This is a genomic window from Priestia sp. D3YE.R1 (assembly GCF_049199565.1).
GTDB classification, from domain to species: Bacteria; Bacillota; Bacilli; order Bacillales; family Bacillaceae_H; genus Priestia; species Priestia aryabhattai.
Window position 1 is genome coordinate 17,452 of record NZ_JBLTHW010000003.1, and the last position, 25,942, is coordinate 43,393.

Here is a 25,942-nt window from a genome sequence, read left to right on the forward strand (position 1 = left end):
GAAAAGAGGCGCTAGAATGAAAGAAATCACTTCACTTGCGGTAAGTTCGGCCATAAAAAAACTTTTATCTTATGCAACTTTAGAAGAGAAGGTTGATGAAGAATATAAAAAATACATTTGTTTGCCAAGTCGGAAATTATATAGTATTGAAATAAATGGAGGAACCGTTAGCTGTATAGGAGTTGAATTTTTTAACGCTAAGGAAGCTGTTATAAAACATATAGCTGTTTTACCAAAAGAGAGAGGGAAAGGAATAGGAAGCAGCATGATTCGCTTTCTTTGTAAGAACTATGATATACATTCTATTTTTGCTGAGACAGATAAAGAGGCAGTAAACTTTTATTCTAATTTTGGCTTCCAAATAACAAGTTTAGGTGAAAAATATCTCGGAGTGGAACGCTTTTTGTGTGAATTTAAAGTTAAATGAGATAAATTAAGGTCGCCGATGCAACAACATTATAGAGCATCTATGGCTGTATATATAATAAGGGATAAGATTAAAATTCGATAATTATCTTAAATTTAGGTTAGAGCTTAGTACAAGTTATGTTTATTCTACATATTATGTAAATGTAAGCAGCTTACACTTACAAGTTGAAAAGAGTATTTTCTTAACCATGTTCTTACTTAAAGAACATGGCTTTTTTTCTGTTTGTCATATAAATTAGAAAACCGAACTTTGTAAAATTTTTGTATGAATAATTAGAAAATATTATATTTTCTAATAAATCAATAGTACAATATATAAATAGAAGGGAGGATTAACACTACATATGTAATAGACAGCTGCCGCTTTTAAAACCGCTTATTTTGTTATCTATAGATGATATTGAAATGAATTATCCAACCTTTTTTAAGCGCTCTCATTATATAAGTAATTGGTTGAACAGGTTTTATAGAAAGCAATACAATCTAGCTGTTTAAAAAGATTTGCTGGTAAATTACTTACTACTTCATGTTACAGGAGAACCAACATTAAACACTCAAAGAAAAGAGGGATCACTCATGGCTCATACCAGTGAAGCTGCAAACAACAGGCGCGTTACAAGTAATATTTTCAAAGGATCTGTTGGAAATTTAATTGAATGGTACGATTGGTATGTTTACTCTGCTTTTGCCGTCTATTTTTCATCACAATTCTTCCCAGAAGGTGATTCAACAAGTCAGCTGCTTAACACAGCGGCGATCTTTGCTGTCGGTTTCTTGATGCGTCCAATCGGTAGTTTATTAATGGGACGCTACGCGGATCGATATGGTCGTCGGGCTGCGCTTACCTTATCTATTACCATTATGGCGAGCGGTTCTTTTATTATCGCCTGTACTCCTAGCTATGGCACCATAGGATTATTATCTCCTATTATTCTAGTACTAGCGCGTTTGCTGCAAGGAATTTCCTTAGGCGGAGAATACGGAACGTCTGCAACTTACCTTTCTGAAATGGCAAGCAGCGGGCGAAGAGGATTTTATTCAAGCTTTCAGTATGTGACGCTTGTTGCTGGTCAGCTGGTGGCATTAGGTGTTCAAATTATTCTGCAAAACGTTCTTAGTGAAGCAGATATGATTTCATGGGGCTGGCGTATTCCTTTTGTTATTGGAGCAATCGGAGCACTAAGCGTTTTATGGCTGCGCCGTACAATGGATGAATCAGAACAATTTTCTAAAATGGACTCTGAAAGCCGTGAAAATGCAGGGACAATTAAAGCACTTATGAAGCATCCTAAAGCGGTGTTGACCGTTATTGGCTTAACATTAGGAGGAACGGTCGCTTTTTATACGTATACGACGTATTTGCAAAAATTTATGGTAAACAGTGTAGGACTAGATAAAGGAGTCGTAAGCTGGATTAACTTCTGTGCGCTGCTTGTATTTGTTGTCATTCAGCCAATAGCAGGTATGCTATCTGATAAAATTGGACGCAGACCGCTGTTAATGAGCTTTGGGATTTTAGGAACATTATTGACTGTACCGCTGTTTCTTTTTATGAAACAAGCACATAACCCAGTCATGGCTTTTTTATTAATGACAGTTGGACTTATCATTGTAACAGGCTATACATCTATTAACGCTATTGTAAAAGCTGAGCTTTTTCCAACAGAAATTCGAGCTCTTGGTGTAGGATTACCATATGGACTTACAGTTGCTATATTTGGAGGCACAGCAGAATTTATTGCCCTATGGCTAAAAAGTATCGGCCATGAATCACTTTTCTTTTTCTATGTAGCAGGGTGTATTGCCATCAGTTTTCTTGTTTATTGGCGTATGGGAGAATCCTCTAAAGATTCATACATAGAGTCCGAGTTGAAAACAGATGACAAAGACGACAACATCCCGCCAAATAATGTGAGTTTTTAATTTTTTTTAAACAAATAATCGTTCGATAACATAAAGAGGACTGGCTATAAAAAGCCAGTCCTTTTTTATACACTTGAAAGATATTTATTTTGTAGTTGGTTCAGAATATGGAAAGATAGGTTCTTTTAAGCTAAACTCATGCGTGCCTTCTTCGATAAGACCCACTGTTTTATCGCTATCGTAAAGGGCTAGCCTTACTAACCTATCCGTGCTGCACAACTTTTTTCTGTAGTAGGATTTTTGTCTATTATTTGGTGATAATAAGTCCTCGTATGGTCTCATTCCAGTAATGTTTAAAATGAGGCTTTGCCTTAGCCATTTTGAACACTTCCTTTAAAATTTTCCTGATTGGCTAGTCGTTATACTAAGTTTAATAAAATCACCTAAAGTTGTTATCCAACGCAGTGCGTAACTTACCTCATGAATTTGTACGACTAAAGAATGAAGAGGAAAATAATTAAAGGCATATACAAAAGAAGAGCTACATAATAAAAGGATTATTTTGTGATATAACGAAATAGAGAGTATACATCAGAAATAGAGAGAGGGTAAACTTCGTGAATACTTTATGTTCCTTTTTTATGAATCCAGCTTTAACTGCTTCAACGTTTTTAATAGAATTACAGAGTGCGTTCTTTCGTCCTATTTGGAAAGAGTATAATTATGATGATTATTTTACCTACAAGGTATATGTTCCAAGTACATATACTGGATTAAGTAAAGTACCATTAATCGTTATGCTTCATGGATGTCAACAAGATGCAGATGATTTTGCTGCGGGTACGGAGATGAATAAGCTAGCAGAAGAAAAAGGTTTTATTGTTCTCTATCCTCAGATGAATTACTTTGCTAATTCCAACGGGTGCTGGAATTGGTTTTATGAGTATAACCAGTTTCGCGGTAATGGAGAGCCAGACATAATAAAAGATATGATTGATCACATAACCGCTAAATATGCGATTGATTCTACTAATATATACCTTGCTGGCATGTCAGCTGGAGGATTTATGGCAAATGTGATGGCTATTGCTTATCCTGATGTATTTAAAGCGGTAGGCATTCATTCAGCAGGCAGTAATGCGTATGCTGTAGACCTCATCACAGCTGGAGAAGTCATGCTATACGGCTCTTTCAATCCTGAACTTGACGGTGATGAAGCTTATAAAAAAATGGGACCTTATGCACGGCCTGTTCCCATCATTACGTTTCATGGTCAATCAGATACAACAGTCAATCCAATTAATGCGTCTACATTAATTCAGCAGTGGATTTATACATACAAGAATTTCGGTATAGACCTACATGAAAATGCTGCTTTTTATACGTCACAAGACAACGGAAATCATTATAGCTACATAATGTCTGACTACGTAGATGCAGAAAATAAAATCTGGATAAAAAAAATTATGGTAGAGGATATGGGGCATGCATGGTCAGGAGGAAATGACAATGGATCAGATACTGATTCAAAAGGTCCTAATGCTTCAAAAATGATGTGGGATTTTTTTGAAGCCCAGAATGATTAAATAGAGCATGAAAGAGCATTCACAATGTACCACTACATAATATCAGCCTTTCATTTTTTTGAAACGAATAATCGTCTACCAACAGTAAAAAAGGATCTTATCGAAAGATCCTTTTTGTGTTATCAGCCAGCATTTCTTAACAAGTAGCTTCAAACCGATTTAACAATACATCTAGATCCTGACTGATTTTAATCGTATTACTACTTGTAAACCCTTCTTCTAGGGCAATCATCATCATCATTTTTCGTATAAATTCTATCTTTATCAGCAGTAGTCTACATTTGAAACACATTAAGTTTCCTCCACTTGCCACGTCATTTTAAAGGTTTAAATTATTGAATTATTTATGTGAAAACGGTTCAAATCTTAAAAATATAACCTAAAAAATATAGTAACAAATAGATAGTGTCGAAGTCTGTCGTATTTTGAATTCAAATATTTTCATTTGAAAAGAATTAACTCTTAAACGTTTTGCTGGAAGCTGTACTCTGTCTTAGTCATGATTGCTCCACCGGTTATAAAATAACCCACGGAGTAACAGAGCTTACTCTGTTTTGCGGATATAGGCATAATCCGATTACATTTAGGCATGTTAACATAAGAAAGGAGAAGTTAATAATATGCCCAATGTCATAAGAATTCTTCAATTGCTTCTTCCATGGATTTCCCTTGTTCTTATGCAAAAAAAATCAATTAGAACCTATTTTCCCGCTTCTCTTTTTGCCTCATCGTTAGTAATTGGAATGTGTTCATTAGCTATTCCTTACAAGTGGTGGAGGGTAAAAGGAGGGTGGAAAGGGAAAATTTTAAACGATAGCAGTTTTATTTTTAGCCCCTTTTTAGTAGGAACACTGTGGATCTTTCATTTTACGTTTGGTAGCTTTAAACGATTTTTCTTCGTTAATTTACTTATGGATTCACTATTTGCTTTTCCGCTAAGTTACTTGTATCAAAAATTGGACTTATTTACGTTAGTCAGCTTTAAACCAAAACATATCTTTTTTTCATTTATTAGTTTCTGTTTAACTATTTATGGCTATCAGGCACTGATAAATAAAGATAAATAATAGGTGAGGGCCGTTTCTAACTGCTTTAGACTTTGTAAAAAGCGCAACAAAAAAGCGTCTGTTAAGACGCTTTATATATAATACATATACTGCTCTTCTTTATTGGCATTTGTTGTTTCATGGATTATTTCTTCCGGGATATTGGACGTCCGGTTAGTAAAAAGCATAAACAAAGCAATAATTGATGCCATAAAACCTAAAGTAACAATCACAATAAATCCCTCCCTTTAGAATATATATTCTACTTTCATTTTCATTTTCCTATCTTTATTTTATACCCTTATTTTATTTTCTCAACACATAAAATAAAAAGAGTGTATGCATTGTCTGGATTTCCATCCAAAGTAAATACAATCAAGGGAGCTTAAAACAGACATTTCACTTAAAAAAGTAGGAAACCATAAAGATTTCTTCGTATTCGGGACATGAATCATTAAAATTATTAATCATTGAGATAACTTATTTGTATTGTACGAATGAAAGAAATTTATATATATTAAAAATACGAAATATTCATTAAATTATACGAGGCTTTGTTTTGAGTTAAAAAGAAAAAAGCTGCTGCTTTAAAGGCAACAAGCAAGCAGTATAAGATTAAGGAAGTTACACGGGATATAAAAGTTATAGAAATGAATACAGGTAGAATTCTTTTTGCTCAAATATTCACAGAGTTTTCATTCGTAAAAAAGACTGAAAATTTTGATAATTAATTTCACTTTTATTAAGGGGGACTTTTTATGACAACAACGGTTTTAAATGTATCAACTTATTCTTTTTATCTTAACGGTGAGTGGAAAGAAAGCAAATCAGGGCAGACGATCGATATTGTTTCTCCATACCGTCATGATGTGATTGGAAAAGTGCAGGCTATCACAAAAGAAGAAGTCGATGAAGCAGTACATGCCGCACAGAAAGCTCAAAAGGGGTGGGCAGAAACTTCTCTGCAAGACCGTGCAAAATATTTATATAAGTGGGCAGATGAGCTGGTAAAAATGCAGAGTGAAATTGCCGAAATTATTATGAAAGAAGTTGGAAAAAGCTTAAAAGATGCAAGGAATGAAGTCGTGCGCACAGCTGATTTCATTCGTTATACAGTTGAAGAAGCACTTCATATGAATGGAGAAAGCATGAAAGGAGATAGTTTTCCTGGAGGTTCTAAGTCTAAAGTTGCCATTGTTGAACGTGTACCTTTAGGGGTTGTCCTCGCGATTCCTCCATTTAATTATCCGGTAAATTTGTCAGCTGCTAAGCTGGCGCCTGCGCTTATTTCAGGAAATGCAGTGATCTTCAAGCCCGCAACGCAAGGAGCGATCAGCGGTATTAAGATGATTGAAGCTCTTGATCAAGCAGGTATTCCACAAGGACTTGTAAACGTCGTAACGGGTCGCGGATCTGTAATTGGTGATTACTTAGTTGAACATAAAGGCATTAACATGATTTCGTTTACCGGAGGAACAAATACGGGTACTCAGTTAGCTAAAAAGGCAGGCATGATTCCTCTTGTGCTAGAACTAGGAGGAAAAGACCCAGGTATTGTATGTGAAGATGCAGATTTGCAGGAAGCAGCAAAACATATTATCAGCGGAGCATTTTCTTATTCCGGTCAGCGCTGTACAGCCATTAAACGTGTACTTGTGCATGAAAAAGTGGCAAACGAGCTGGTCGACATCCTAAAAGAAGAAGTACATAAACTATCAGTGGGTTCTCCTGAAGATGGATGTACGATCGTTCCATTAATTGATAGCAAGGCAGCGGACTTTATTCAAATTTTAATTGCAGACGCACTCGGAAAAGGTGCAGAAGTTGTGACTGGAAACAAGCGGGAAGGAAACCTTATCTACCCTACGCTTTTAGATGACGTGAATGATACTATGCGTGTAGCATGGGAAGAACCATTTGGTCCTGTGTTACCAATTATCCGCGTCGCTTCTGATCAAGAAGCCGTTGACATAGCAAATGAATCAGAATTTGGCTTGCAAGCAAGCGTTTTTACAAAAGATATTAATAAAGCCTTCTCAATTGCAAATAAAATTGAAGTCGGTTCCGTTCAAATCAACGGCCGCACAGAACGCGGTCCCGATCATTTCCCTTTTATCGGTGTAAAAGGATCCGGTATGGGCGCTCAAGGCATTCGTAAAAGTATTGAATCGATGACTCGTGAAAAAGTAACGGTATTAAACCTTCAATAATTGAATTCCCAGAGCTCTCCAAATCGATCCAGTAGAGTGTAGAGAATCTCAAAGGAAAAAGCCTGTGCTCCAAAAAGTACAGGCTTTTAAACGTCTTATTTACCTATCACTCGATTCCATCTTTATAGTTTTTATGCCAGTTTTTATCACCTTTGTGCTCAATATCTTCAACGGTTTTTTCAAGCTCTGACATAATGAGTGTTTTCACTTGATAGATGGTATCAAAAAAAGCTTTCTCTTCATCCGGATTCGGCTTTATTTTGGCTGCTGCTGAAATATCAACATATCTGCGATGTTCAGTTGTTAATTTATCAAGCGCATCAAAAATATGAGAGGTCAGAACAGCAACCTCCTTATGATTATCAGGCAGCTTTTCTTTTAATGTTTCAATTCTTTTATCCATGTTAAAGTCCCCCTATAACGTGTTGTATTTATGTAACTTTCCCACTAATAAAAATGAATAACCTTAAATAGCAAAAATTCATAGGAATTAGCACGTGAAACAAAATTATACTACAGGATATCATGTTAAAGTGAAAAATTGGTGAAATGGGAGGGTATATTTTTGCATAGAGGGTATGTAATAAAAGTCGGTTTTTTTGCAGAGATAGTTACCTTAAAATACATTGAAGCAAGCAATCAATATAAAAGTTCATCTATTTTTAATAGATGATGACCTTTTTTGACTATTTTATAAGATTTTATGACTTTTTTTGAATGAATTTGATTGTTTTTGATGATTTTTCGAATAATCTGATATATAATGAAAGCGTAAACAGTAAAACATGTCGGTTGGTTAAGAAAAACATCCACAAAAACTGGATTCATTATTACATAAAATCAGACCTCTGTTTTTATAAAAATAAATAGAATTTGAGAAAAGGAGAATGAGGATGGACATATTGGATGCAAAAATAGTGAATACAAAGTACGGTTTAGAAACATATCTGGATGTATCAGAAAGCGTAGAAATAAAAGAAATTCATATGCCGAGTTCAGAAAATCAATCTCATAAAATTAAATTTGGAATCAAGTATTTTCTTTTAAGAGAAGGAAAGTATTACGATAGCCAAAAAGGTTATTTTTGGCTTTGTATGAATCACGATTTTAGCAGCCTTATGCTGAGTGAAACGGAAACAGAGAGTTTGTTTGCAGTTAAAAGTGAAGAAGAAAGAGAAGCAACAAAAACGCTATTAGCAGAATGGTTTATCAAAACGAATGCGTACAAAGAAGTCATCAACGAATGTATCCATCAGATTAAAACGGAGAATATTCGTACAGAAGAAGACATTGAAGACCGAGTGGACGCCATACAATTTTTAGAAAAATTAAAGGTATTAACTGCAAAAGAGATTGAAAACGCTTCTATAGAAAATCTATATGCCCTGCAACAAATTGGTTAGGCTATAGTTCGCAAGTTGAAATGCAGATTGATGTACAACAATAAGGAGGAATAGTGAGATGAAATTTTTTATTGATACAGCAAACCTTGAGGATATTAAGAAAGCATACAAAGTAGGTGTTCTGGCTGGTGTGACAACCAATCCATCTTTAGTAGCAAAAGAAGGCGTAAGATTTGAAGACCGCATCGAAGAAATCCTTCAAATGGTACCGGAAGTTGAATCCGTTTCCGCTGAGGTAACGCCTGACGCACTTTCTGCTGAAGACATGATCGCTCAAGCAGAAGAACTGATTAAAATTAACGACGGAGATAAAAATATTACGATTAAGCTGCCTATGACATTGGCTGGCTTGGAAGCGACGCGCTATCTTGCAAAAAAAGGCGTAAAAACAAATGTAACCCTAATCTTTACAGTAAACCAAGCGCTTTTAGCAGCTCGTGCTGGAGCGACGTATGTTTCTCCATTTTTAGGACGTCTTGATGATATTTCAGAAGACGGGGTACAGCTAGTATCTAAAATTGCTGAGTTATTCCGCGTTCAAAATATCGACTCTCAAATTATTGCCGCATCTGTAAGACATCCGGATCATGTAACGCGCGTAGCACTTGCAGGGGCTCATATTGCCACAATTCCATACGCTGTTATTGAGCAATTAGCAAAACACCCGTTAACTGACCAAGGAATGGAAAAATTTGCAGCAGATTGGGAAAAAGCAGTTAAAGCTTAACAAAAAATCATATCAATAAAAAAAGCTTGGAATAAGCTATGCTTACTCCAAACTTTTTTTATTTTAACTAGCTAGTTTCTTTTTACGCAAACGCTCTAAGCGTCGCTGCACGCTATTTCTCGAACGCCCGAGCAGCTCTCCAATTTCTCGCTGATTGCGCTTTTCCTGATAAAACATACGCCACAATCTGGCATCTTCTTCTGCTGTCCACTTTTTATGCTCGTATTTAGGGCGCTTTACATAGTCTAGCTTTCTTTGTTCATCCACCCACGCTGGTTCTGGAATAAGCGTATTTTTAGGTATTTTAAAAAAGTTAAGGCACGATTTATTTTGTTCAGCCCACTTCCAAAAAGATTGAATGTCAATTCCCATGAATGTTCTTGTCTTGGCGATGATCATTTTATACGGTAGATTCTCTTTATGAATCCACTTGTAAATTGTATGAACATCTATTTCAAGGCAGGCTGCTAGTTCACACGCTGTAATATGTCCTACGTGCGATTTAGCTCCATACACCTCTAAACGACTTAACCTCGATTCTAGTGCTTGCACACTTCGCTGCAATTTAGCTGATATGCGCGAAAGGGATTTTACTCCGTAATACCTTAGCAAATATTCGTCTTCTTGTACTGTCCATCTTCGCATCGCAGTTTTTCGTGTTAGTCCCAAAACTTTTATGCGCGTAGCAATAGAAGAAGGACTTCTGCCTAAGGAGTGTGCCATTTCACGGTTATTCATGAGATCAATGTTCTCCTGTAAAAAAGCATCTTGTTCAAGCGTCCATTTTTTACGTAAAGCTGTATCTGAAGCACGAAGATTTAATCGAGTAAGCCGTTTATTAACCGATTCCTTACTTCTATGTAAATGCTCACCCATCTTTTGAAGCGTCATAGCGCCATAGTGTTGGATAAGAAATCTATCTTCTTCTTTTGTCCATCGCTTTTGATTTTTACTCACTGTTGTCTCACTCCAATTCAAACGGAAAGCTCAAGATGAAAAAGTCGCTAGCAATCTATTTTACCGATGAGCAGTATCCATCCAGGCTGATACTCACTGCGTTCTAGCCTATGTATATTTTATCATATTTCTACAGAAAAACCAAACATGTGTTCTGTTTTTTGTTTTAGTAAGCCTTAAAGTAAGTAGAAGATTAGCTTCTACCTTTAATAGAAGTTAATTGTGGTAAAATTGACTATAATCGCAAGAATTTTCACATAACTGACAGCTCATTATTATTACGTTGAAAGTCATATTTGTCGAAAGGGGAATTTATATGAATTTTAATTTAAAAGAAGCGATTGAAATACTTGAGCATACGCCACAAACGCTTGAAAAATTTTTATCGGGACTATCTGCAGGGTGGCTGCATTGCAATGAAGGAGAAGGAACTTGGAATACCTCGGAAGTAATAGAACATTTAATAGAAGCAGAAAAAAACAATTGGATACCAAGGCTAGAATTCATCCTTCAAGAAGGAAAAGGGGAAGCTTTCCCTCCGTTTGACCGCTATGCTCATTTACACAAGGAATCTACTAGTTCGATTGATGAAAAGCTTCTTGAATTCAACATGATAAGAATGCAGAATTTACAACAACTAAAGCTTCTAATTAAGCATGAAAAGCTTCTTGAAATGAGAGGAGAACACCCGGAGTTTGGCGAGGTAAAAGTCAGAGAGTTGCTCTCGACTTGGATTGCTCACGATTTAACGCATATCGCCCAAATTGTTCGAGTAATGGCAGAACGATACAGAGAAGATGTAGGACCTTGGGAAGAATATTTAGGAATACTAAAGAAATAGCAACGACAAACGGTAGCCAGCCTTTATCATTCAAGCTTGAATTAGGAAATGTACACGATTACAATAAAATGAGAATAATGAAGATTCAGGAAGGATTGCAGAGGGAACTATAAAAACATATCCGATGTTTATAAGATATAGGGTCCGTTAAGCAATTTACGAATAAAAAGAGGATTGGACTGATTAAAAATGAAAGTGAATTTTGAGAAATTTGGCGAACTAAACAATCAAGCTGTACATGCTTATACTTTATTAAATGATGAAGGGCTTAAAATCACCTGCCTTGACTATGGATGTGTGATATCAAATATTGAAATGCCGGATTCGGAAGGGAAGATTGAAAGTGTTGTGTTGGGATTTGATTCAATAGAAGAATACCAAAAGTATTCTCCTTATTTCGGAGCTGTGGTCGGACGCGTAGCGGGGCGTATAGGTGGAGCAGCGTTTGAACTTAATAATGAAACCTATCGTCTAGAGAAAAATGAAGGAAACAACCATTTGCATGGCGGAGCAGAAGGATTTAGTCACAAAATATGGAATGCCAAAACAATTGATGCAAGTGATCATGTAGGCGTTGAATTTACATATGTAAGTAAAGACGGAGAAGAAGGCTATCCCGGCAACCTTGAAGTGAAAGTGACGTATACATTAACGAATAAAAATGAGTTCCATATTTCTTACGAAGGAACAACAGATCAAGATACTCTTATCAATTTAACAAATCATACGTATTTCAATTTAAGCGGAAATCTAAAAGAAACGGTGTTGGATCATGTTTTGAAGCTGAAAAGTAACCAATTCTTAGAGTTGAATGATGATCTTTTACCTACTGGAGAAGTGTTAAACGTCACAGATACCCCATTTGATTTTAGAGAAGGGCATAGTCTCAAGGAAGGAGTGCAATCCACACATCCGCAAAATATATTAGTGGGTAAAGGATACGATCATCCATTTCTTTTAGAAGCTGAAAATCAGATGTCATTATTTGATCCTGCGAGCGGCCGCAAAATAGAAGTCAAAACGGATCAGCCTTCAGTTGTTCTCTATACGGGGAATCATCTAGACGAAGAGTTCGAAATTAGAGGGGTTCACTCAGAGAAATACCTTGGCGTTTGCTTAGAAACACAAGGTTTGCCAGACGCTATTCATCATAAGCATTTTCCTTCTTGTGTATTAAAGCCCGGTGAGAAGTATGAAGCATATACTCACTATACATTTATAACTGATCGCCGCCTGTAACAAAGCGGGATGATAAAAAGGATTACAAACGAGCCTCTGCCGATTGTAATCCTTTTTATTGTTATTTTTTCTTTTGGCTTTTTGCACGATTAGCGTCAAGCTCAGCCGCATATTCCTCTTGAGACTTTCCTTGCTTTTGACTCTCAGACTGAATCTTTTTAAATTTGTTATCGTTTAAATTTGGCATATTAGCACCTCCTTGCAGACAGGGTTATTTTGTACAAGCATTAAGGATTTATATGCTAAAAAGTTTTAATGAACTTGATTAGAAATTTCGCTTAATGCCGCACCGGCTTCATCAACATATACGTTCACTGTCGCAAGGTCGCCGATTGCACAGATTCCAACCATATTATTATTCTCCACTACAATAATGCGGCGAATTTGATGGTCAGCCATCATACGTGCACACTCATGAATATCCGTATCCGGAGAACACGTAATTACATCTTTAGTCATACAATCATGGCAATGCACAGTGTTGCAATCTTTTCCATCCGCCACACAGTTTAACACGATATCACGGTCTGTGATCATTCCCATTACTCGATTTTCTTGACACACCGGCACAGAGCCACAATTAATATCACGCATTAATTTTGCAGCTGCTGTTATTGGATCGTGCGGTGCACAAGCTTTCACATCTTTAGTCATAACTTCACGTACTGTAGTCATTTTTAATTCCTCCTTTTAAACATTCACCTCCGTATTTTCTCCATGCACATGCAGAATATGAGAATCAATAATTTCCTGAAAGCAAAAAATCTTGTAATAAAAGGTGAATAAAAGAACTAACACAGTGTAATAAACACATAAAAAAGAGCCTATTACACAAACTAAAAAGAATATGATTTAGCTTACATTTTTGTAACGGCAGGAGTTGGGTACATAATGAAAGGAAAGTTAACGCTTTTGGCATTACTTTTATTGCCTTGGCTGTCTATAGTAAAAGTTGATAAATTTGTCTTTAAAAGATACCTACCTGTTTTAACATTTAGTTCATTAGTTATTGCTTTTATCAGTGAGTTATCTAAAAGCTTTACGTGGTGGAAAGTGAGGAAACCTCTTTTCCCTAAATTTTCAAGCGATATATCTTTTATCTTTGGACCGTTTTTTATAGCTAATTTTTGGGTCTTTAAGCTGACTTATGGGAATTTCAAAAAATATTTGTTAATTAACGTCCTATTTGACTATCTATTTGCGTATCCTTTGACCAGTCTGGCAGAAAAACTGAAGGTATATAAAATGGTAAACATGACGCGCTTTCAACTTTTTCTCATCTCAATTGCCACTGCTCTTATTAATTATTTGTATCAGCATTTTATAGAAGGTGTATTAAGGCAAAGAAGGCAATAGCTGATAGTTCGTTAACGAGCTCATCGGCATTTAAGTTTCGTTTACTGCCAATTGTAAATGGTATTGAGTATTTTCAAGTGTAGTACATAAATACTTAGCAGAGATACTAAAAGTGCAATAAATAGCGGAATAACAAAAAGAGAAGCGTGACGGAGAAGGTAAATCTCTTTCACGTTTCTCTGCTTTATTACGTACATAACCTTTATTTATACACCGTCATGGGCAAGTATGTTAAAGATTGACCCGTAGCTGAAGCTGTTAAATGCGGTTCTAATTCAAAATCTTCAAATGGTTCGATATGAGAAAAGACCTCTAAAAATGCTTCTAAGATAATTGTCATTTCAAGTCGGGCAAGAGGGGCGCCCAAACAAAAATGAGGTCCGTTTCCGAATGTTAAGTGCTTTTTATTAGTTGGACGATGAATGTCTACAGAAAAAGGGTTTTCAAACATATTTTCATCCATATTACATGCACTCATCCACGCAATCACGACATCTCCTTTTTTTAGCTTAACGCCTAATAGCTCGTTATCTTGTTTAACCGTGCGATCTCGTCTGGAGATATGAAACCGATATCGAAGCATTTCTTCTACTGCTTTTGGAGCTAATTCTCTATTGCTTCTCAGCTCGCTGTATAACGACTTGTCGTCATATAAGAAAGAATAAAACATATTTGCAATGGCGTGACTTGTGGTTTCAACTCCTGCACCTAAAAGCAGCATGGTAGCATGCACAATTTCTTCATCTGTGAATGTTTCACCATCAACTTCCGCTTGAATTAAGTCTGAAATAATATCATCAGAAAGGTTGGAGCGCTTTTCAACGACAATCGGGTAGAGGTATTGAAAATATTCAGCTCCTGCACGTTGCTTTTCTTGTTCAATCTTTTTTAATCTTTCTTGGTCATAAGGCTGAAAAAGAATATCTACCCACTTTTTGAACTGATATCGGTCTTTTACCGGTACGCCGAATAAATCTGCTATAACTAAACTAGGAAAAGGAGAAGATAAATCTTCAACAATATTAATAGTTGAATTCTTTTGTATCGCTTCTACAAGGTCTGCTGCAATTTGTTTGATTCGCGGTTCCCAGTTCTTTAAACTGCGAGGAGTAAAGGCAGCAGCAAGCAAAGATCGCGCTTTCCGGTGGTCAGGAGGATCTAAGTTTGTAAGATTGGTGATTGGAGACGTGCTTTTTTTCTTGCTATTATCTCCAACAAAAATAGTGGTTCTTTGTCCATCGCTTGAAAAAAATTCGTAGTTGCTCAAGACTTGTTTAACATGTTCGTATTGGAATACATTCCATGTGTTTGTTTCTTCATGAAAATAAACGGGGGAGTTGTTCAACATTTCTTTATACCATTGGATAGGGAAAAACTCTTCTGCACGTGATTGAAATTTTGGAATTTCTGTAACGGGAATGACTTCTTTGTTCATATGATCTTATTCCTCCTTCAGAATAGGTATAGATTTGGAATTTACTAGCTACATAGCGCTCAGTAGTTGTCACTTGCTAGATAAATAGTTACTTTGTCGAATTAACCTATACTATTAGTACATTTTTATACATATAGTATAAAAATGTACTAATAGTATATAATTATTTTTACTTGGTTATCAAGGAAAAAGGATAAAATTCACGTAGGAAAAGGCAGATAAGTTATACTAAATAAAAAGTAAATTGTAAACAGAGGAGTAACAGCAATGAATCAAAAACAGCTCGATATTTTAGGGCATACACACCAGCTTTTTATGGAAAAAGGATACGTAGACACTTCGGTACAAGATATATTAGAAAGAAGCGGGATTTCAAAAGGAACATTTTATAAATATTTCTCATCTAAAAGCGAACTGCTTATCTCATTACTTTCGTCTCTGCAAGAATCACTTATTCTACAAAGAGAAAAAGTAGCCATTGAATATAGAGAGGATAATCAGAAGGGATTTCAAGAACAGATGATCTTTATGATGAACTTTGCAGAGCAAAACAAAATTCCTGAAATGATTGAGAGTACACTCATTTTAAATGAAGTTAAAACATTTCATTATATAGAAGAATTAAAAGCGGCAACATTCAACTGGATATATGAACGTTTTCAGCAGATTTTTCCGTCTAAGACTTCTCCTTATTTATTTGATGGAGCTGTGCTGCTAGAAGGAATGCTTAACAATATGTTTAAAATGAACAAAGCGCTGAACTATCCATTACCTATTGAACAAATTGTCCGTTATTGTATGAAGCGTACAGAGGAAATCGTAATCGAAGTAGCAGAACAAAAAGAACAGTTATTTAACCCTTCCGTTTACTCTGCGGTATTTAATGAGAAAACAGAAAGTCATTTTTCGACAGATCTGACGCGTGTAACTGCGAAGTTAAAACGGGTGATTGAAAATAAACTAACAAATGAAGAGGAACGAAAGAGAAGTCTAGAATTTGTTACGTTTATATCGGATGAATTACTGCAAAATGATACGGAGCCTCGCACATTTATTATTCAGAACTCTCTTTTATCGCTAGAGAAAATCAATACTCTCGCACAGACCAAAGAGTTAGAGGAATATAAGGAAGTCATAACTACTCTGACAAGACATGATTCATAATTTGAAAAGCAGGTAAACTAACCCAAAAGGCAAGACTCTCCGTAGTTTAGAAAAGAGCAGGTTGCTAATAACATATAAACAGCCAGTTGCCGTTATGATAGGTGACTGGCTGCATAGGATGAAAAGGTGAGGGTGGAGACAGACCTAACACTCTTAATAGAAGAGGGTAATTCTTTCCCTTTTATAGCAAATCAATTCATCGAAAGTAGCTTCTTCATTCTTAAGATCAAACGTGATATAGTTTGCTAACCTTTACGTTCACTTAACTAACTTATAGGGGTAACACTTAAAAAAGAATCAATAACGATAGAAACAGCTCCTAAAGCAGGTGCATTTTTTCCTAACGAAGAAGGCAATAGTTCACATTTATTGTCTAAATGAGAATGGACTCTAGAAGAAACTTCGTTTTTAATCGTATTTAAAACAATAGGATGAGATTCAATTATATGATTTCTCAAGATAACAGCTTCTATATCAAATGTATTAAGAATATTGGTTAATCCAATTCCGATATAAAAGCCAAAGTTTTGAAGTGCATTTAATATTTCTACATCATTTTTATTTGCGCGTTCCACAATCTCTTTTCGAGAAATATTCTTTTCTTCTTTAGAGAGCGAAGCCAGTAACGCTTTTTCAGAAGCATATAATTCCCAACAGCCTCGATTTCCACAGCTGCATTTGGGTCCATTAAAATCTATCGTCATATGACCCATTTCCCCAGAAAAACCCTGAACACCTTTATACAATTCGTTGTTAATAACAAGTCCAGTTCCAATTCCGATATTAATACTGATGTAAACGATGTTTTCATAGTTTTTTGTCATACCAAATACTTTTTCACCGTATGCTCCTGCATTAGCTTCATTTTCAACAAAAACCGGAACATTAAACTCACTCTCAATTAAAAACTGCAAATCTTTGATATTCCAATTTAAGTTAGGCATGAAAATAATTTGCTGATGACGATCTACAAGACCTGGAACACAAATTCCTATTCCGACTAGACCATAAGGGGACTGAGGCATATGGGTTACAAAACCATGAATAAGTGCAAATAAAATCTCTTTTACTTCACTAGCGGAAGAACTAGACAAGTCAGAAGTCTTCTCGAGAATAATATTTCCTTCTAAGTCGGTTAGAATTCCGTTAAGATAGTCGACTCCTATATCAATACCAATCGAGTAGCCTGCATTCTTATTAAAAACAAGCATTACAGGTCTTCTGCCACCTCTAGATTGCCCTGCCCCAATTTCAAAAATAAAATCTTTTTCAAGCAGTGTATTTACTTGGGAGGAGACAGTAGACTTGTTTAATCCTGTAATCTCAGAGAGAGTTGCCCTGGAGACAGGGGAGTTCTTTAAAATTTCATCTAATATTAATTTTTGATTCATTTTTTTTACTAAAGCTTGATCTGCAATTTGAATAATAACCACTCCTTTGTTTATCTATCGAACTAAGTTGGTGTTTTTTGAAGCTTGAATTAGATATTTAAAAGTATCATATCTAATATTATAACTAAATTTTCTAAAAAAAACATTGAAAAAAACATTTATTTTGTATATGATGAGATAAAGTTAGTTTATTGGATAAACAAACTAACTCAATTAAGATAGTTGATGGATAAACTTGTTCACTTAAATCAAAGGGGGAAATGACAAATGGTCCAAACTAGTACTAATAAAATTAATTATTTTGAAAGCGTAAACAAAGTTTTATACGAAGGTAAAGATTCTAAAAATCCTTTAGCTTTTAAATACTATAACCCTGAAGAAGTAGTAGGCGGTAAAACGATGAAAGATCAGCTGCGTTTTTCTGTTGCTTACTGGCACACGTTTACAGCAGATGGTACGGATCCTTTTGGCGCAGCTACTATGCAAAGATCTTGGGATAGATATGATGGAATGGATTTAGCAAAAGCGAGAGTTGAGGCAGCTTTTCAACTTTTTGAAACATTAAATGTTCCATTCTTCGCATTTCATGATCGAGACATTGCTCCGGAGGGCAGTACGTTGCAAGAAACAAATAAAAATCTTGATGTTATCGTCACTATGATCAAAGAATACATGCAAACAAGTAACGTAAAGTTATTATGGAACACAGCGAATATGTTTACAAATCCCCGGTTCGTTCATGGTGCAGCTACTTCTTGTAATGCAGATGTATTTGCTTATGCGGCGGCTCAAGTAAAAAAGGGGCTTGAAACAGCAAAAGAACTAGGTGCAGAAAATTATGTATTCTGGGGCGGCCGTGAGGGATATGAAACACTGCTTAACACAAATTTGCAGTTAGAGTTAGATAACTTAGCCAGATTTATGCATATGGCTGTAGATTACGCAACCGAAATTGGATATACGGGGCAGTTTTTAATTGAGCCTAAACCTAAAGAGCCTACGACACATCAGTATGATACCGATGCAGCAACAACTATTTCATTTTTAAGACAATACGGATTAGATAAATACTTCAAACTTAATCTAGAAGCTAACCACGCAACGTTAGCTGGGCATACATTTGAACACGAATTACGAGTAGCCAGAGTACAAGGCTTATTAGGATCAGTGGATGCAAACCAAGGTGACCCTCTTTTAGGCTGGGATACAGACGAATTCCCAACGGATTTATATTCTACAACGCTAGCAATGTATGAAATCCTGCAAAATGGAGGGCTGGGCAGCGGAGGATTAAACTTTGATGCTAAAGTGCGCAGAGGTTCTTTTGAACAAGACGATTTACTCTATGCTCATGTAGCAGGAATGGATGCGTTTGCTCGAGGGTTAAAAGTAGCACATAAATTAGTAGAAGATCGTGTTTTCGAAAATGTTATTAACGAGCGCTACAGCAGCTTTAAAGAGGGAATTGGGCTTGAGATTGTGGAAGGAAAAGCTAACTTCCATACACTGGAGCAGTACGCGTTTAAAAATCCGAATATTGTGAATAAATCAGGAAGACAAGAACGGTTAAAGGCCATTTTAAATCAATATATTTTAGAAGTTTAAAAGACAAACGAGAGTAGAAACAATTCTACTCTCGTTTATAAACGCGGAGGTATCAAGATGAAATATGTAATTGGAATTGATCTAGGAACAAGCGCCGTAAAAACGATTTTAGTTGATACAAAAGGCAAGATTTGCGCTGTGGTTTCTAAGAATTATCCTCTCCTTCATGAAAAAACAGGGTATAGTGAACAGAATCCAGAAGAATGGGTTCAGCAGACGGCTAGTGCTTTAAGTGAATTAATTGCTAACGCTAATATAAAACCCGAAGATATAGAAGGAATTAGTTATTCTGGACAAATGCATGGCCTTGTGATGCTGGATGAAAACTACAACCTATTACGTAACGCCATTTTGTGGAATGATACAAGAACAACAGAACAATGTCATCATCTCTATAAAGTCATTGGAGAAAAACGTCTTTTAAAGATAACAAAAAACCAGGCTTTAGAAGGATTTACTCTTCCTAAATTATTGTGGGTAAAAGAGTATGAACCGGCTATATTTGAAAAAACAGCTGTATTTATGCTGCCTAAAGATTATTTACGCTTTAAAATGACCGGCTTTATTCATAGTGAATATTCAGATGCTGCCGGTACATTATTATTAAACATCAGCAAGAAAAAATGGGATGATGAGCTTTGCCAATTAGCAGGAATCAATATTAATCTTTGTCCGCCACTAGTTGAATCTAGTGAATGCATAGGCAATATTAGTGAAGCGTTCTCTCAAAAAACGGGATTAGCCACTTCAACGAAAGTATTTGCAGGTGGAGCAGATAATGCCTGCGGAGCAATTGGCGCCGGCATTTTATCATCAGAGGAAACACTATGTAGCATTGGGACATCGGGTGTTGTTCTTTCTTATGAGGAACGAAGCGATAGAGACTTTGATGGAAAAGTCCATTATTTTAATCATGGAAAAGAAAATGCCTTTTATACGATGGGTGTTACGCTATCTGCGGGGCACAGTTTAAGCTGGTTTAAGGACAATTTCGCAAAAAACGTCACGTTTGAAGAATTATTGGCTGACCTAAAAAATGTCCCAATCGGCTCAAACGGCCTTTTATTTACCCCTTACTTAGTCGGGGAACGTACACCGCATGCAGATGCTACGATTCGCGGAAGTTTTATAGGAATGGATGCCTCTCATAAAAAGAGAGACTTTACGCGAGCGGTTATTGAAGGTATTACGTTTTCTTTAAATGAGTCAATTGAAATCTTTCGAGAAAACGGAAAGGAAATTACGTCTATTGTATCCATTGGGGGCGGAGCAAAAAATGATCATTGGCTTCAAATTCAAGCAGACGTTTTTAATGCGAAAATCGTAAAGTTGTCTACTGAACAAGGCCCAGCGTTAGGAGCAGCCATGCTAGCAGCTTATGGCTGTGGCTGGTATAACTCATTGGAAGAGTGTGCAAACGTATTTATTACGTCTTCGAAAACATATTATCCTAATGCAGAACATGTACAAGTCTATAAACAGCTTTATGAATTATATAAAGAAGTATATCCTCAAACACACGACTTAAGTAAAAAGCTAGGCGAATTTAAAAGGAAGTAATAGGTTGAAAAATATGCAACCTTGCTTTAAAAAGGAGCTTCATATAAAAGTAACTTGTATCAATTGATTATGGTTGTATATCGATATACCTGACACAAAAGGAAGTATAGAAAATGCTGTAGTAAGATTTGATTCAATAGAAAAATACGTACATTAGAGGGGAGGATAAGAGCAGTTAGTCGAATGGACGAAGAAAATTTCTTTTGTGCTCCAAGAATTTGAAAACGCATTCAAATAAGTGCGAACTCAGTTAGAAATAGAACTTCTACTGTTACTCTTAACTAACTGCTTTTAACAACGCATGAAACAAAATCGAAACTCATTATATATTTTTTCTATTACCTTAGTTGCCGCTATCGGGGGGTTACTGTTTGGATATGATACAGCTGTAATATCTGGAGCTGAAGAATCATTAAAGGTGTATCTTATTGACAGCTTAGGGTTAGGATCTTTAGCACACGGTGTTACTGTATCAAGTGCTTTAATAGGATGTATTATTGGAGGATTGGTATCTGGTTATTTTGCGACGAAACTAGGACGCAAACAATCACTTATACTAGCAGCTATTCTTTTTATAGTCTCAGCGTTAGGAGCTTCTTATCCTGAGTTTTTATTTTTCACAAAAGGGGAACCGACACTCTCTTTGTTACTAGCTTTTAACTTCTACCGCATTATAGGTGGGATTGGTGTTGGCTTAGCATCAGCCATTTGTCCCATCTATATAGGAGAAATTGCACCGGCAGATATTCGCGGCAGATTGGTATCGTTCAATCAATTTATGATTATTTTTGGAATGTTAGTCGTTTACTTCGTGAATTGGGGTATTGCAAATGGGGAAACCTTAGAATGGATTAATGATGTAGGTTGGAGATACATGTTTGCTTCAGGAGCTATTCCAGCTTTACTCTTTGCAGCACTCTTGTTTTTAGTTCCTGAAACGCCTCGTTACTTAGCTATACAGAATCAAGATCAAAAAGCTTTAGCCATACTAACTAAAATTAATGGATCTTCAGAAGCGAAAGCAATTTTAGAAGATATTAAACAAACAATTTCTACCAATGTTTCGTCTGAAAAATTATTGGCATATGGAAAATTAGTTATCGTTGTAGGTATACTGCTTTCTGTATTTCAACAGTTTGTAGGAATCAATGTAGCTCTATATTATGCTCCGCGTATTTTTGAAAGCATGGGAGCGGCTAAAGGTTCTTCTATGCTGCAAACCATTATTATGGGATTAGTAAACGTTATTTTTACAGTAATTGCAATTTTGACAGTTGATCGTTTGGGAAGAAAACCTTTATTAATAACAGGGTCTATCGGAATGGCCATTGGAATGTTCGGTGTAGCAAGCATGGCTTTTTCAAACATCATTGGTATAGGGACGCTTGTATTTATCATTATTTATACAGCTTCCTTTATGATGTCATGGGGACCAATTTGTTGGGTGCTCATTTCAGAGATTTTTCCTAATAAAATTAGAGGTCGTGCTGTAGCTATTGCCGTAGCTGCTCAGTGGGCGGCTAACTATTTTATTTCCTCTACATATCCCGTGATGATGGAATATAGCGGAGGATTAACATATGGTTTTTACGGTTTAATGAGTGTACTTTCTGCTTTATTCGTCTGGAAATTTGTTCCTGAAACGAAAGGTAGAACTCTCGAACAAATGGAAAATATGTGGAGAAAAAAACAAGGGGCTTCAAAGAGTAAGAAGGCCATATAACTATTGAGCTTTTACTTAGAGAAAAGATGAATATAAAACTTTCAAAAACACCTAAACTATCTTTAGGTGTTTTTAATATGTAATCTTTATGAAGAAAGTGGATAGCTTTTTTAAAAGATATTGCTATAGTGATAAGTCTCTTTGAAAATAGAAATATAGTTTTCTTTATGAGGAGTGTTTCATCGTAAATATAAATAACGGTGCAATGAATTTACACATTAGTAATAGTAATGGAGAAAGCGAGGTTATATTCACTTATGTAAATCAGATTATTCAAATTAATTGAGCGGACTCTGTTTCAAAAAAGAGAAAATTAGTTGATAATTATAAATAAAGCAAGAATCTACTCTCAAGTTATTATAGAAAGGAGCTTACAATACTGTGAGGAATACATTCCCAGAGCACATAGAGGTCGACTTCTCTTCTAAAAAGTTTAACTGGTGGCATGCAGTTATAAATTCGATAAATGATGGTATTCTAGTTATCGACAGAGAAGGGATTGTTAGATTTATTAACCCAGAGTATACAAAGATTACAGGAGTAAAAAGTGATATTATCGGAAAGCCACTAATAGAATATCGCCCAGGAGCTCAGTTAACAAATACTCTAAAAGATCAACAATGCAGAGTAGGCGTATATCGAAAAGAAAAAAATCGGGAATATATGGTGGATATGGCTCCAATTATAATAGAAGGTAAAATTGCAGGAGCCGTATCGGTTTGTAAAAGTCTTAATGAAGTTGACAAGTTATCAAAGGAATTGAGAAGACAAACCGAAAAGTTAAAGAATTTAGAAAACCGAATGGATTCTATCTACGAAGCAAAATATACATTTGAACAAATAATTGGTGGGGAAGGAGGGTTGAGGCACGTTGTTTATATAGCTGAAAAAGTAGCAGAATCTCAATTTCCTATTCTTGTAACTGGGGAAAGCGGCACAGGAAAAGAATTATTTTCACAGGCTATACATAATAAAAGTGAGCGCAAGCATGGTCCTTTTATACCTGTAAATTGTGCAGCTATTCCTTCGTCTCTGTTAGAAAGTGAACTTTTTGGATATGGAGACGGTGCTTTTACAAATGCTAAAAAAGGCGGGAAGGCTGGACTATTCGAGATAGCAAACAACGGAACTATATTTTTAGATGAAATTGGAGATATGTCCTATGATCTTCAGGCTAAGTTGTTAAGAGTTCTGCAAGAGAAAAAGATCAGAAGGGTAGGAGAAGCTACTGAACGTGCAGTTGACGTAAGGATCATTGCTGCTACGCATCGCAATCTACACCAGCTTGTGAATAAGAAACAATTTCGAGAAGATTTATTTTATAGACTTAATGTCATTCAATTAGAGATACCTCCTTTAAGAGAAAGGAGAGAAGATATACGTAAACTTGTCTATTCCTTTATTGAGCACTCGATTACAAATACTTCCTACACAATTGACGGCTATACACTAGACTTTCTTCAAGCCTATCATTGGCCTGGCAACGTAAGAGAATTAAAAAATGTAATTGATTACGCCACATGTATGACGGAAGGTACAGATATTTTATTTCATCACCTTCCAGAATTTATGATTAAAAATGAAAAAAGATTTTCAGGCGTTGCAGGTAAAACGGAAAAAAGCAGTCAAACACTGCAACAAGCTACACAAGATAAAGAGTGTGAATTTATTCAGGAAATATTAAGAAAATATCCAAATAATATTGAAGGAAAAAGGAAAGCAGCAGAGGTTTTAGATATTTCTTTAGCTACTTTATACAATAAAATGAAAAAATATCATATTCATTTCTAAGACTTTAGAAAGATGTCTAGATTTTTAGAAATACAGAAGAATATGTATTAAGAAGCCTATTTTTTTGCTGGGCAGTGATTATTTCTAAAATAGTAGAATTTAGATTACAAAAACAAAAAAAGAAAGCAGTTTAATTGTTAACGCTTTCTTTTTTGTTTTGTCGTAAATTTTTTTCAACACATGTTGAAGGGGTTTAATAAAGGTTTGTTTCCATTTTTATATATTCTTGGCATGAATCCTGCAAGAACAAAAAGTACCGAAGGTTTTTACATCTAAGATTTTTGAATCTGTAAATTTAGGGCAGGGGGGATTACATGTTAGCACTTTTAGGGTTTTTAATTATTGGCGTATTTTTATTTTTAATTATGACCAATCGTTTATCTGTATTGATTGCCTTAGTTCTCGTGCCAACTGTTTTTGCGTTGATAGGCGGATTTGGGCTAGAAATGGGAGACATGATGTTAGAAGGCATTATAAAAGTAGCGCCTACAGGTATTATGATTGTTTTTGCAGTTTTGTACTTCGGTTTAATGATTGATACAGGCCTATTTAATCCTATGATTTCTAAAATGCTTCGTCTAGTTAAAGGAGATCCGTTAAAAGTAGTCGTAGGGACAGCTATCGTCACAATGCTTGTGTCATTAGACGGAGACGGTGCATCCACTTTTATGATTACAATTACAGCGCTGCTACCTCTTTATAAGAGATTAAAGATGAACCCTCTTATTTTATCAGGAGTGGTTGCTTTAGGAGCAGGAGTTATGAACCTAGCTCCTTGGGGAGGCCCTACTGCTAGAGCCATGACGACATTTAATGCAGATTCTTCCCAATTATTTAACCCTGTTATTCCCGCAATGATTGCTGGGATTGTATGGGTGTTAGCATCTGCTTTTTGGCTTGGGAAAAAGGAGAGGCAGAGGCTAGGAGTCATTGAACTGGAAGCACATATACAAGGGTTTACAGAACATGCAGCTGCTCTAGAAGCAAAAGGACCACGGCTTTTTTGGTTTAATCTTGCTTTAACAATTTTGCTTCTTATCGCGTTAATTAAAGTATGGCTACCTTTACCGATTTTATTTATTGTGGCTTTTGTAATTGCTCTTTTAGTGAATTATTCCAATCCAGAAGAGCAGCAAAAACGCTTACTAAGCCACGCAAACAACGTGTTAATTGTTTCTACGATGATTTTTGCTGCAGGCATTTTTACGGGTATTCTGACAGGAACAAAGATGATAGATGGAATGGCTTCTGCAATGGTTAGTATTATCCCTGAATCACTAGCTTCTTACTTACCTGTACTAGTAGCGGTTACAAGTATGCCTCTTAGCTTAGTGTTTACACCGGATGCTTACTATTTTGGAGTGTTACCTATTATTAGCCAAACGGCTTCTAACTTTGGTATCGATCCAATTGAAATTGGCAGAGCAGCTATTTTAGGACAGATGACGACTGGGTTTCCATTAAGTCCTTTAACCGCCTCAACTTTTATTCTTGTCGGGTTAGCGGGTGTAAATTTAGGCGATCATCAGCGTTTTATCTTTAAGTGGGCGTTTGGAACGACCATTGTTATGACAATTGTGGCATTAATAACAGGAGCAATTACTATTTGAGGTGAT

General features: G+C 35.9%; 24 protein-coding genes. 16 read left to right on the forward strand and 8 right to left on the reverse strand.

Annotated elements, in window-relative coordinates; all coding sequences use genetic code 11:
• Positions 1-16 precede the first annotated feature (16 nt).
• From ACOZIR_RS18440 to ACOZIR_RS18450, 3 genes are all read left to right on the forward strand, one after another.
• Positions 17-427, forward strand: coding sequence for a GNAT family N-acetyltransferase (locus ACOZIR_RS18440; RefSeq protein ID WP_045289560.1), 411 nt, complete (start codon positions 17-19; stop codon positions 425-427).
• Positions 428-1,005: 578 nt separating this feature from the next.
• Positions 1,006-2,352 (forward strand): MFS transporter, encoded by a 1,347-nt coding sequence (locus ACOZIR_RS18445; RefSeq protein WP_045289558.1) that lies wholly within the window; start codon positions 1,006-1,008, stop codon positions 2,350-2,352.
• 557 nt (positions 2,353-2,909) lie between these two features.
• A complete protein-coding gene (locus ACOZIR_RS18450; protein WP_421535745.1) occupies positions 2,910-3,878 on the forward strand; it encodes an alpha/beta hydrolase family esterase in 969 nt (322 codons plus the stop codon).
• Between the two features lie 136 nt (positions 3,879-4,014).
• Here the strand turns inward: ACOZIR_RS18450 and ACOZIR_RS18455 are convergent, their stop codons facing one another.
• Positions 4,015-4,170: an aspartyl-phosphate phosphatase Spo0E family protein gene (locus tag ACOZIR_RS18455; RefSeq protein ID WP_016763750.1), complete on the reverse strand. Its 156-nt coding sequence runs from the start codon at positions 4,168-4,170 to the stop codon at positions 4,015-4,017.
• A gap of 328 nt (positions 4,171-4,498) precedes the next feature.
• On the opposite strand from ACOZIR_RS18455, the gene ACOZIR_RS18460 reads away from it, so the two are divergent.
• Complete coding sequence (locus ACOZIR_RS18460) at positions 4,499-4,945, forward strand: hypothetical protein (protein ID WP_045289556.1); 447 nt, start codon at positions 4,499-4,501, stop codon at positions 4,943-4,945.
• Positions 4,946-5,016: 71 nt separating this feature from the next.
• Here the strand turns inward: ACOZIR_RS18460 and ACOZIR_RS18465 are convergent, their stop codons facing one another.
• Positions 5,017-5,157 (reverse strand): hypothetical protein, encoded by a 141-nt coding sequence (locus tag ACOZIR_RS18465; RefSeq protein WP_169746645.1) that lies wholly within the window; start codon positions 5,155-5,157, stop codon positions 5,017-5,019.
• Positions 5,158-5,682: 525 nt separating this feature from the next.
• Between ACOZIR_RS18465 and ACOZIR_RS18470 the strand changes: the two genes are divergently transcribed.
• The gene (locus tag ACOZIR_RS18470) at positions 5,683-7,134 is read left to right on the forward strand and encodes an NADP-dependent glyceraldehyde-3-phosphate dehydrogenase (protein WP_045289554.1); all 1,452 of its coding nucleotides are present in this window, start codon (positions 5,683-5,685) and stop codon (positions 7,132-7,134) included.
• A gap of 106 nt (positions 7,135-7,240) precedes the next feature.
• Here ACOZIR_RS18470 and ACOZIR_RS18475 read toward each other — a convergent pair whose 3' ends face one another.
• Entirely contained in the window at positions 7,241-7,537 is a 297-nt protein-coding gene (locus ACOZIR_RS18475) for a hypothetical protein (RefSeq protein WP_013082749.1), read from the reverse strand.
• 490 nt (positions 7,538-8,027) lie between these two features.
• Here ACOZIR_RS18475 and ACOZIR_RS18480 point away from each other — a divergent pair, with 490 nt between their 5' ends.
• Together ACOZIR_RS18480 and fsa are read left to right on the forward strand one after the other, a co-directional pair.
• Entirely contained in the window at positions 8,028-8,537 is a 510-nt protein-coding gene (locus ACOZIR_RS18480; protein ID WP_045289552.1) for a hypothetical protein, read from the forward strand.
• Positions 8,538-8,595: 58 nt separating this feature from the next.
• A complete protein-coding gene (gene fsa, locus ACOZIR_RS18485) occupies positions 8,596-9,264 on the forward strand; it encodes a fructose-6-phosphate aldolase (RefSeq protein WP_013082751.1) in 669 nt (222 codons plus the stop codon).
• 63 nt (positions 9,265-9,327) lie between these two features.
• On the opposite strand, the gene ACOZIR_RS18490 is transcribed toward fsa, so the two are convergent.
• Complete coding sequence (locus ACOZIR_RS18490) at positions 9,328-10,221, reverse strand: sigma-70 family RNA polymerase sigma factor (protein WP_310878924.1); 894 nt, start codon at positions 10,219-10,221, stop codon at positions 9,328-9,330.
• A gap of 316 nt (positions 10,222-10,537) precedes the next feature.
• Between ACOZIR_RS18490 and ACOZIR_RS18495 the strand changes: the two genes are divergently transcribed.
• The gene (locus tag ACOZIR_RS18495; RefSeq protein WP_045289548.1) at positions 10,538-11,062 is read left to right on the forward strand and encodes a DinB family protein; all 525 of its coding nucleotides are present in this window, start codon (positions 10,538-10,540) and stop codon (positions 11,060-11,062) included.
• A 189-nt stretch (positions 11,063-11,251) separates the two neighbouring features.
• Entirely contained in the window at positions 11,252-12,301 is a 1,050-nt protein-coding gene (locus ACOZIR_RS18500) for an aldose epimerase family protein (RefSeq protein ID WP_045289545.1), read from the forward strand.
• Positions 12,302-12,362: 61 nt separating this feature from the next.
• Here ACOZIR_RS18500 and ACOZIR_RS18505 read toward each other — a convergent pair whose 3' ends face one another.
• On the reverse strand, positions 12,363-12,488 hold the full coding sequence (locus tag ACOZIR_RS18505) for a hypothetical protein (RefSeq protein WP_013056562.1): 126 nt from the start codon (positions 12,486-12,488) through the stop codon (positions 12,363-12,365).
• Positions 12,489-12,553: 65 nt separating this feature from the next.
• Entirely contained in the window at positions 12,554-12,976 is a 423-nt protein-coding gene (locus tag ACOZIR_RS18510) for a CBS domain-containing protein (protein ID WP_016763757.1), read from the reverse strand.
• Between the two features lie 216 nt (positions 12,977-13,192).
• Here ACOZIR_RS18510 and ACOZIR_RS18515 point away from each other — a divergent pair, with 216 nt between their 5' ends.
• Positions 13,193-13,657, forward strand: coding sequence for a hypothetical protein (locus ACOZIR_RS18515; protein WP_045289542.1), 465 nt, complete (start codon positions 13,193-13,195; stop codon positions 13,655-13,657).
• A gap of 202 nt (positions 13,658-13,859) precedes the next feature.
• Here the strand turns inward: ACOZIR_RS18515 and ACOZIR_RS18520 are convergent, their stop codons facing one another.
• A complete protein-coding gene (locus tag ACOZIR_RS18520; protein ID WP_045289540.1) occupies positions 13,860-15,092 on the reverse strand; it encodes a cytochrome P450 in 1,233 nt (410 codons plus the stop codon).
• Between the two features lie 267 nt (positions 15,093-15,359).
• Here ACOZIR_RS18520 and ACOZIR_RS18525 point away from each other — a divergent pair, with 267 nt between their 5' ends.
• Positions 15,360-16,256 (forward strand): TetR/AcrR family transcriptional regulator, encoded by an 897-nt coding sequence (locus tag ACOZIR_RS18525; RefSeq protein WP_045289539.1) that lies wholly within the window; start codon positions 15,360-15,362, stop codon positions 16,254-16,256.
• Positions 16,257-16,522: 266 nt separating this feature from the next.
• Here ACOZIR_RS18525 and ACOZIR_RS18530 read toward each other — a convergent pair whose 3' ends face one another.
• Complete coding sequence (locus tag ACOZIR_RS18530) at positions 16,523-17,680, reverse strand: xylose repressor (RefSeq protein WP_045289894.1); 1,158 nt, start codon at positions 17,678-17,680, stop codon at positions 16,523-16,525.
• A 234-nt stretch (positions 17,681-17,914) separates the two neighbouring features.
• Between ACOZIR_RS18530 and xylA the strand changes: the two genes are divergently transcribed.
• From xylA to ACOZIR_RS18555, 5 genes are all read left to right on the forward strand, one after another.
• Positions 17,915-19,252: a xylose isomerase gene (gene xylA / locus ACOZIR_RS18535; RefSeq protein WP_045289537.1), complete on the forward strand. Its 1,338-nt coding sequence runs from the start codon at positions 17,915-17,917 to the stop codon at positions 19,250-19,252.
• A gap of 57 nt (positions 19,253-19,309) precedes the next feature.
• Complete coding sequence (xylB, locus tag ACOZIR_RS18540) at positions 19,310-20,812, forward strand: xylulokinase (RefSeq protein WP_045289535.1); 1,503 nt, start codon at positions 19,310-19,312, stop codon at positions 20,810-20,812.
• A gap of 301 nt (positions 20,813-21,113) precedes the next feature.
• Complete coding sequence (gene xylE, locus ACOZIR_RS18545; protein ID WP_013082763.1) at positions 21,114-22,535, forward strand: D-xylose transporter XylE; 1,422 nt, start codon at positions 21,114-21,116, stop codon at positions 22,533-22,535.
• 381 nt (positions 22,536-22,916) lie between these two features.
• Entirely contained in the window at positions 22,917-24,326 is a 1,410-nt protein-coding gene (locus ACOZIR_RS18550; protein WP_045289532.1) for a sigma-54 interaction domain-containing protein, read from the forward strand.
• A 314-nt stretch (positions 24,327-24,640) separates the two neighbouring features.
• Positions 24,641-25,936 carry a CitMHS family transporter gene (locus tag ACOZIR_RS18555; protein WP_421535746.1) on the forward strand — a complete coding sequence of 432 codons (1,296 nt, stop codon included), beginning with the start codon at positions 24,641-24,643 and terminating at the stop codon, positions 25,934-25,936.
• Positions 25,937-25,942 lie beyond the last annotated feature (6 nt).

Bases quoted from the DNA above. Each gene is read 5' to 3' on its own strand.
- ACOZIR_RS18440 (WP_045289560.1), top strand. From the start codon at position 17: ATGAAAGAAATCACTTCACTTGCGGTAAGTTCGGCCATAAAAAAACTT.
- ACOZIR_RS18445 (WP_045289558.1), top strand. From the start codon at position 1,006: ATGGCTCATACCAGTGAAGCTGCAAACAACAGGCGCGTTACAAGTAAT.
- ACOZIR_RS18455 (WP_016763750.1), bottom strand. From the start codon at position 4,170: ATGTGTTTCAAATGTAGACTACTGCTGATAAAGATAGAATTTATACGA.
- ACOZIR_RS18460 (WP_045289556.1), top strand. From the start codon at position 4,499: ATGCCCAATGTCATAAGAATTCTTCAATTGCTTCTTCCATGGATTTCC.
- ACOZIR_RS18470 (WP_045289554.1), top strand. From the start codon at position 5,683: ATGACAACAACGGTTTTAAATGTATCAACTTATTCTTTTTATCTTAAC.
- ACOZIR_RS18475 (WP_013082749.1), bottom strand. From the start codon at position 7,537: ATGGATAAAAGAATTGAAACATTAAAAGAAAAGCTGCCTGATAATCAT.
- ACOZIR_RS18480 (WP_045289552.1), top strand. From the start codon at position 8,028: ATGGACATATTGGATGCAAAAATAGTGAATACAAAGTACGGTTTAGAA.
- fsa (WP_013082751.1), top strand. From the start codon at position 8,596: ATGAAATTTTTTATTGATACAGCAAACCTTGAGGATATTAAGAAAGCA.
- ACOZIR_RS18495 (WP_045289548.1), top strand. From the start codon at position 10,538: ATGAATTTTAATTTAAAAGAAGCGATTGAAATACTTGAGCATACGCCA.
- ACOZIR_RS18500 (WP_045289545.1), top strand. From the start codon at position 11,252: ATGAAAGTGAATTTTGAGAAATTTGGCGAACTAAACAATCAAGCTGTA.
- ACOZIR_RS18505 (WP_013056562.1), bottom strand. From the start codon at position 12,488: ATGCCAAATTTAAACGATAACAAATTTAAAAAGATTCAGTCTGAGAGT.
- ACOZIR_RS18510 (WP_016763757.1), bottom strand. From the start codon at position 12,976: ATGACTACAGTACGTGAAGTTATGACTAAAGATGTGAAAGCTTGTGCA.
- ACOZIR_RS18515 (WP_045289542.1), top strand. From the start codon at position 13,193: ATGAAAGGAAAGTTAACGCTTTTGGCATTACTTTTATTGCCTTGGCTG.
- ACOZIR_RS18520 (WP_045289540.1), bottom strand. From the start codon at position 15,092: ATGAACAAAGAAGTCATTCCCGTTACAGAAATTCCAAAATTTCAATCA.
- ACOZIR_RS18525 (WP_045289539.1), top strand. From the start codon at position 15,360: ATGAATCAAAAACAGCTCGATATTTTAGGGCATACACACCAGCTTTTT.
- xylA (WP_045289537.1), top strand. From the start codon at position 17,915: ATGGTCCAAACTAGTACTAATAAAATTAATTATTTTGAAAGCGTAAAC.
- xylB (WP_045289535.1), top strand. From the start codon at position 19,310: ATGAAATATGTAATTGGAATTGATCTAGGAACAAGCGCCGTAAAAACG.
- xylE (WP_013082763.1), top strand. From the start codon at position 21,114: ATGAAACAAAATCGAAACTCATTATATATTTTTTCTATTACCTTAGTT.
- ACOZIR_RS18555 (WP_421535746.1), top strand. From the start codon at position 24,641: ATGTTAGCACTTTTAGGGTTTTTAATTATTGGCGTATTTTTATTTTTA.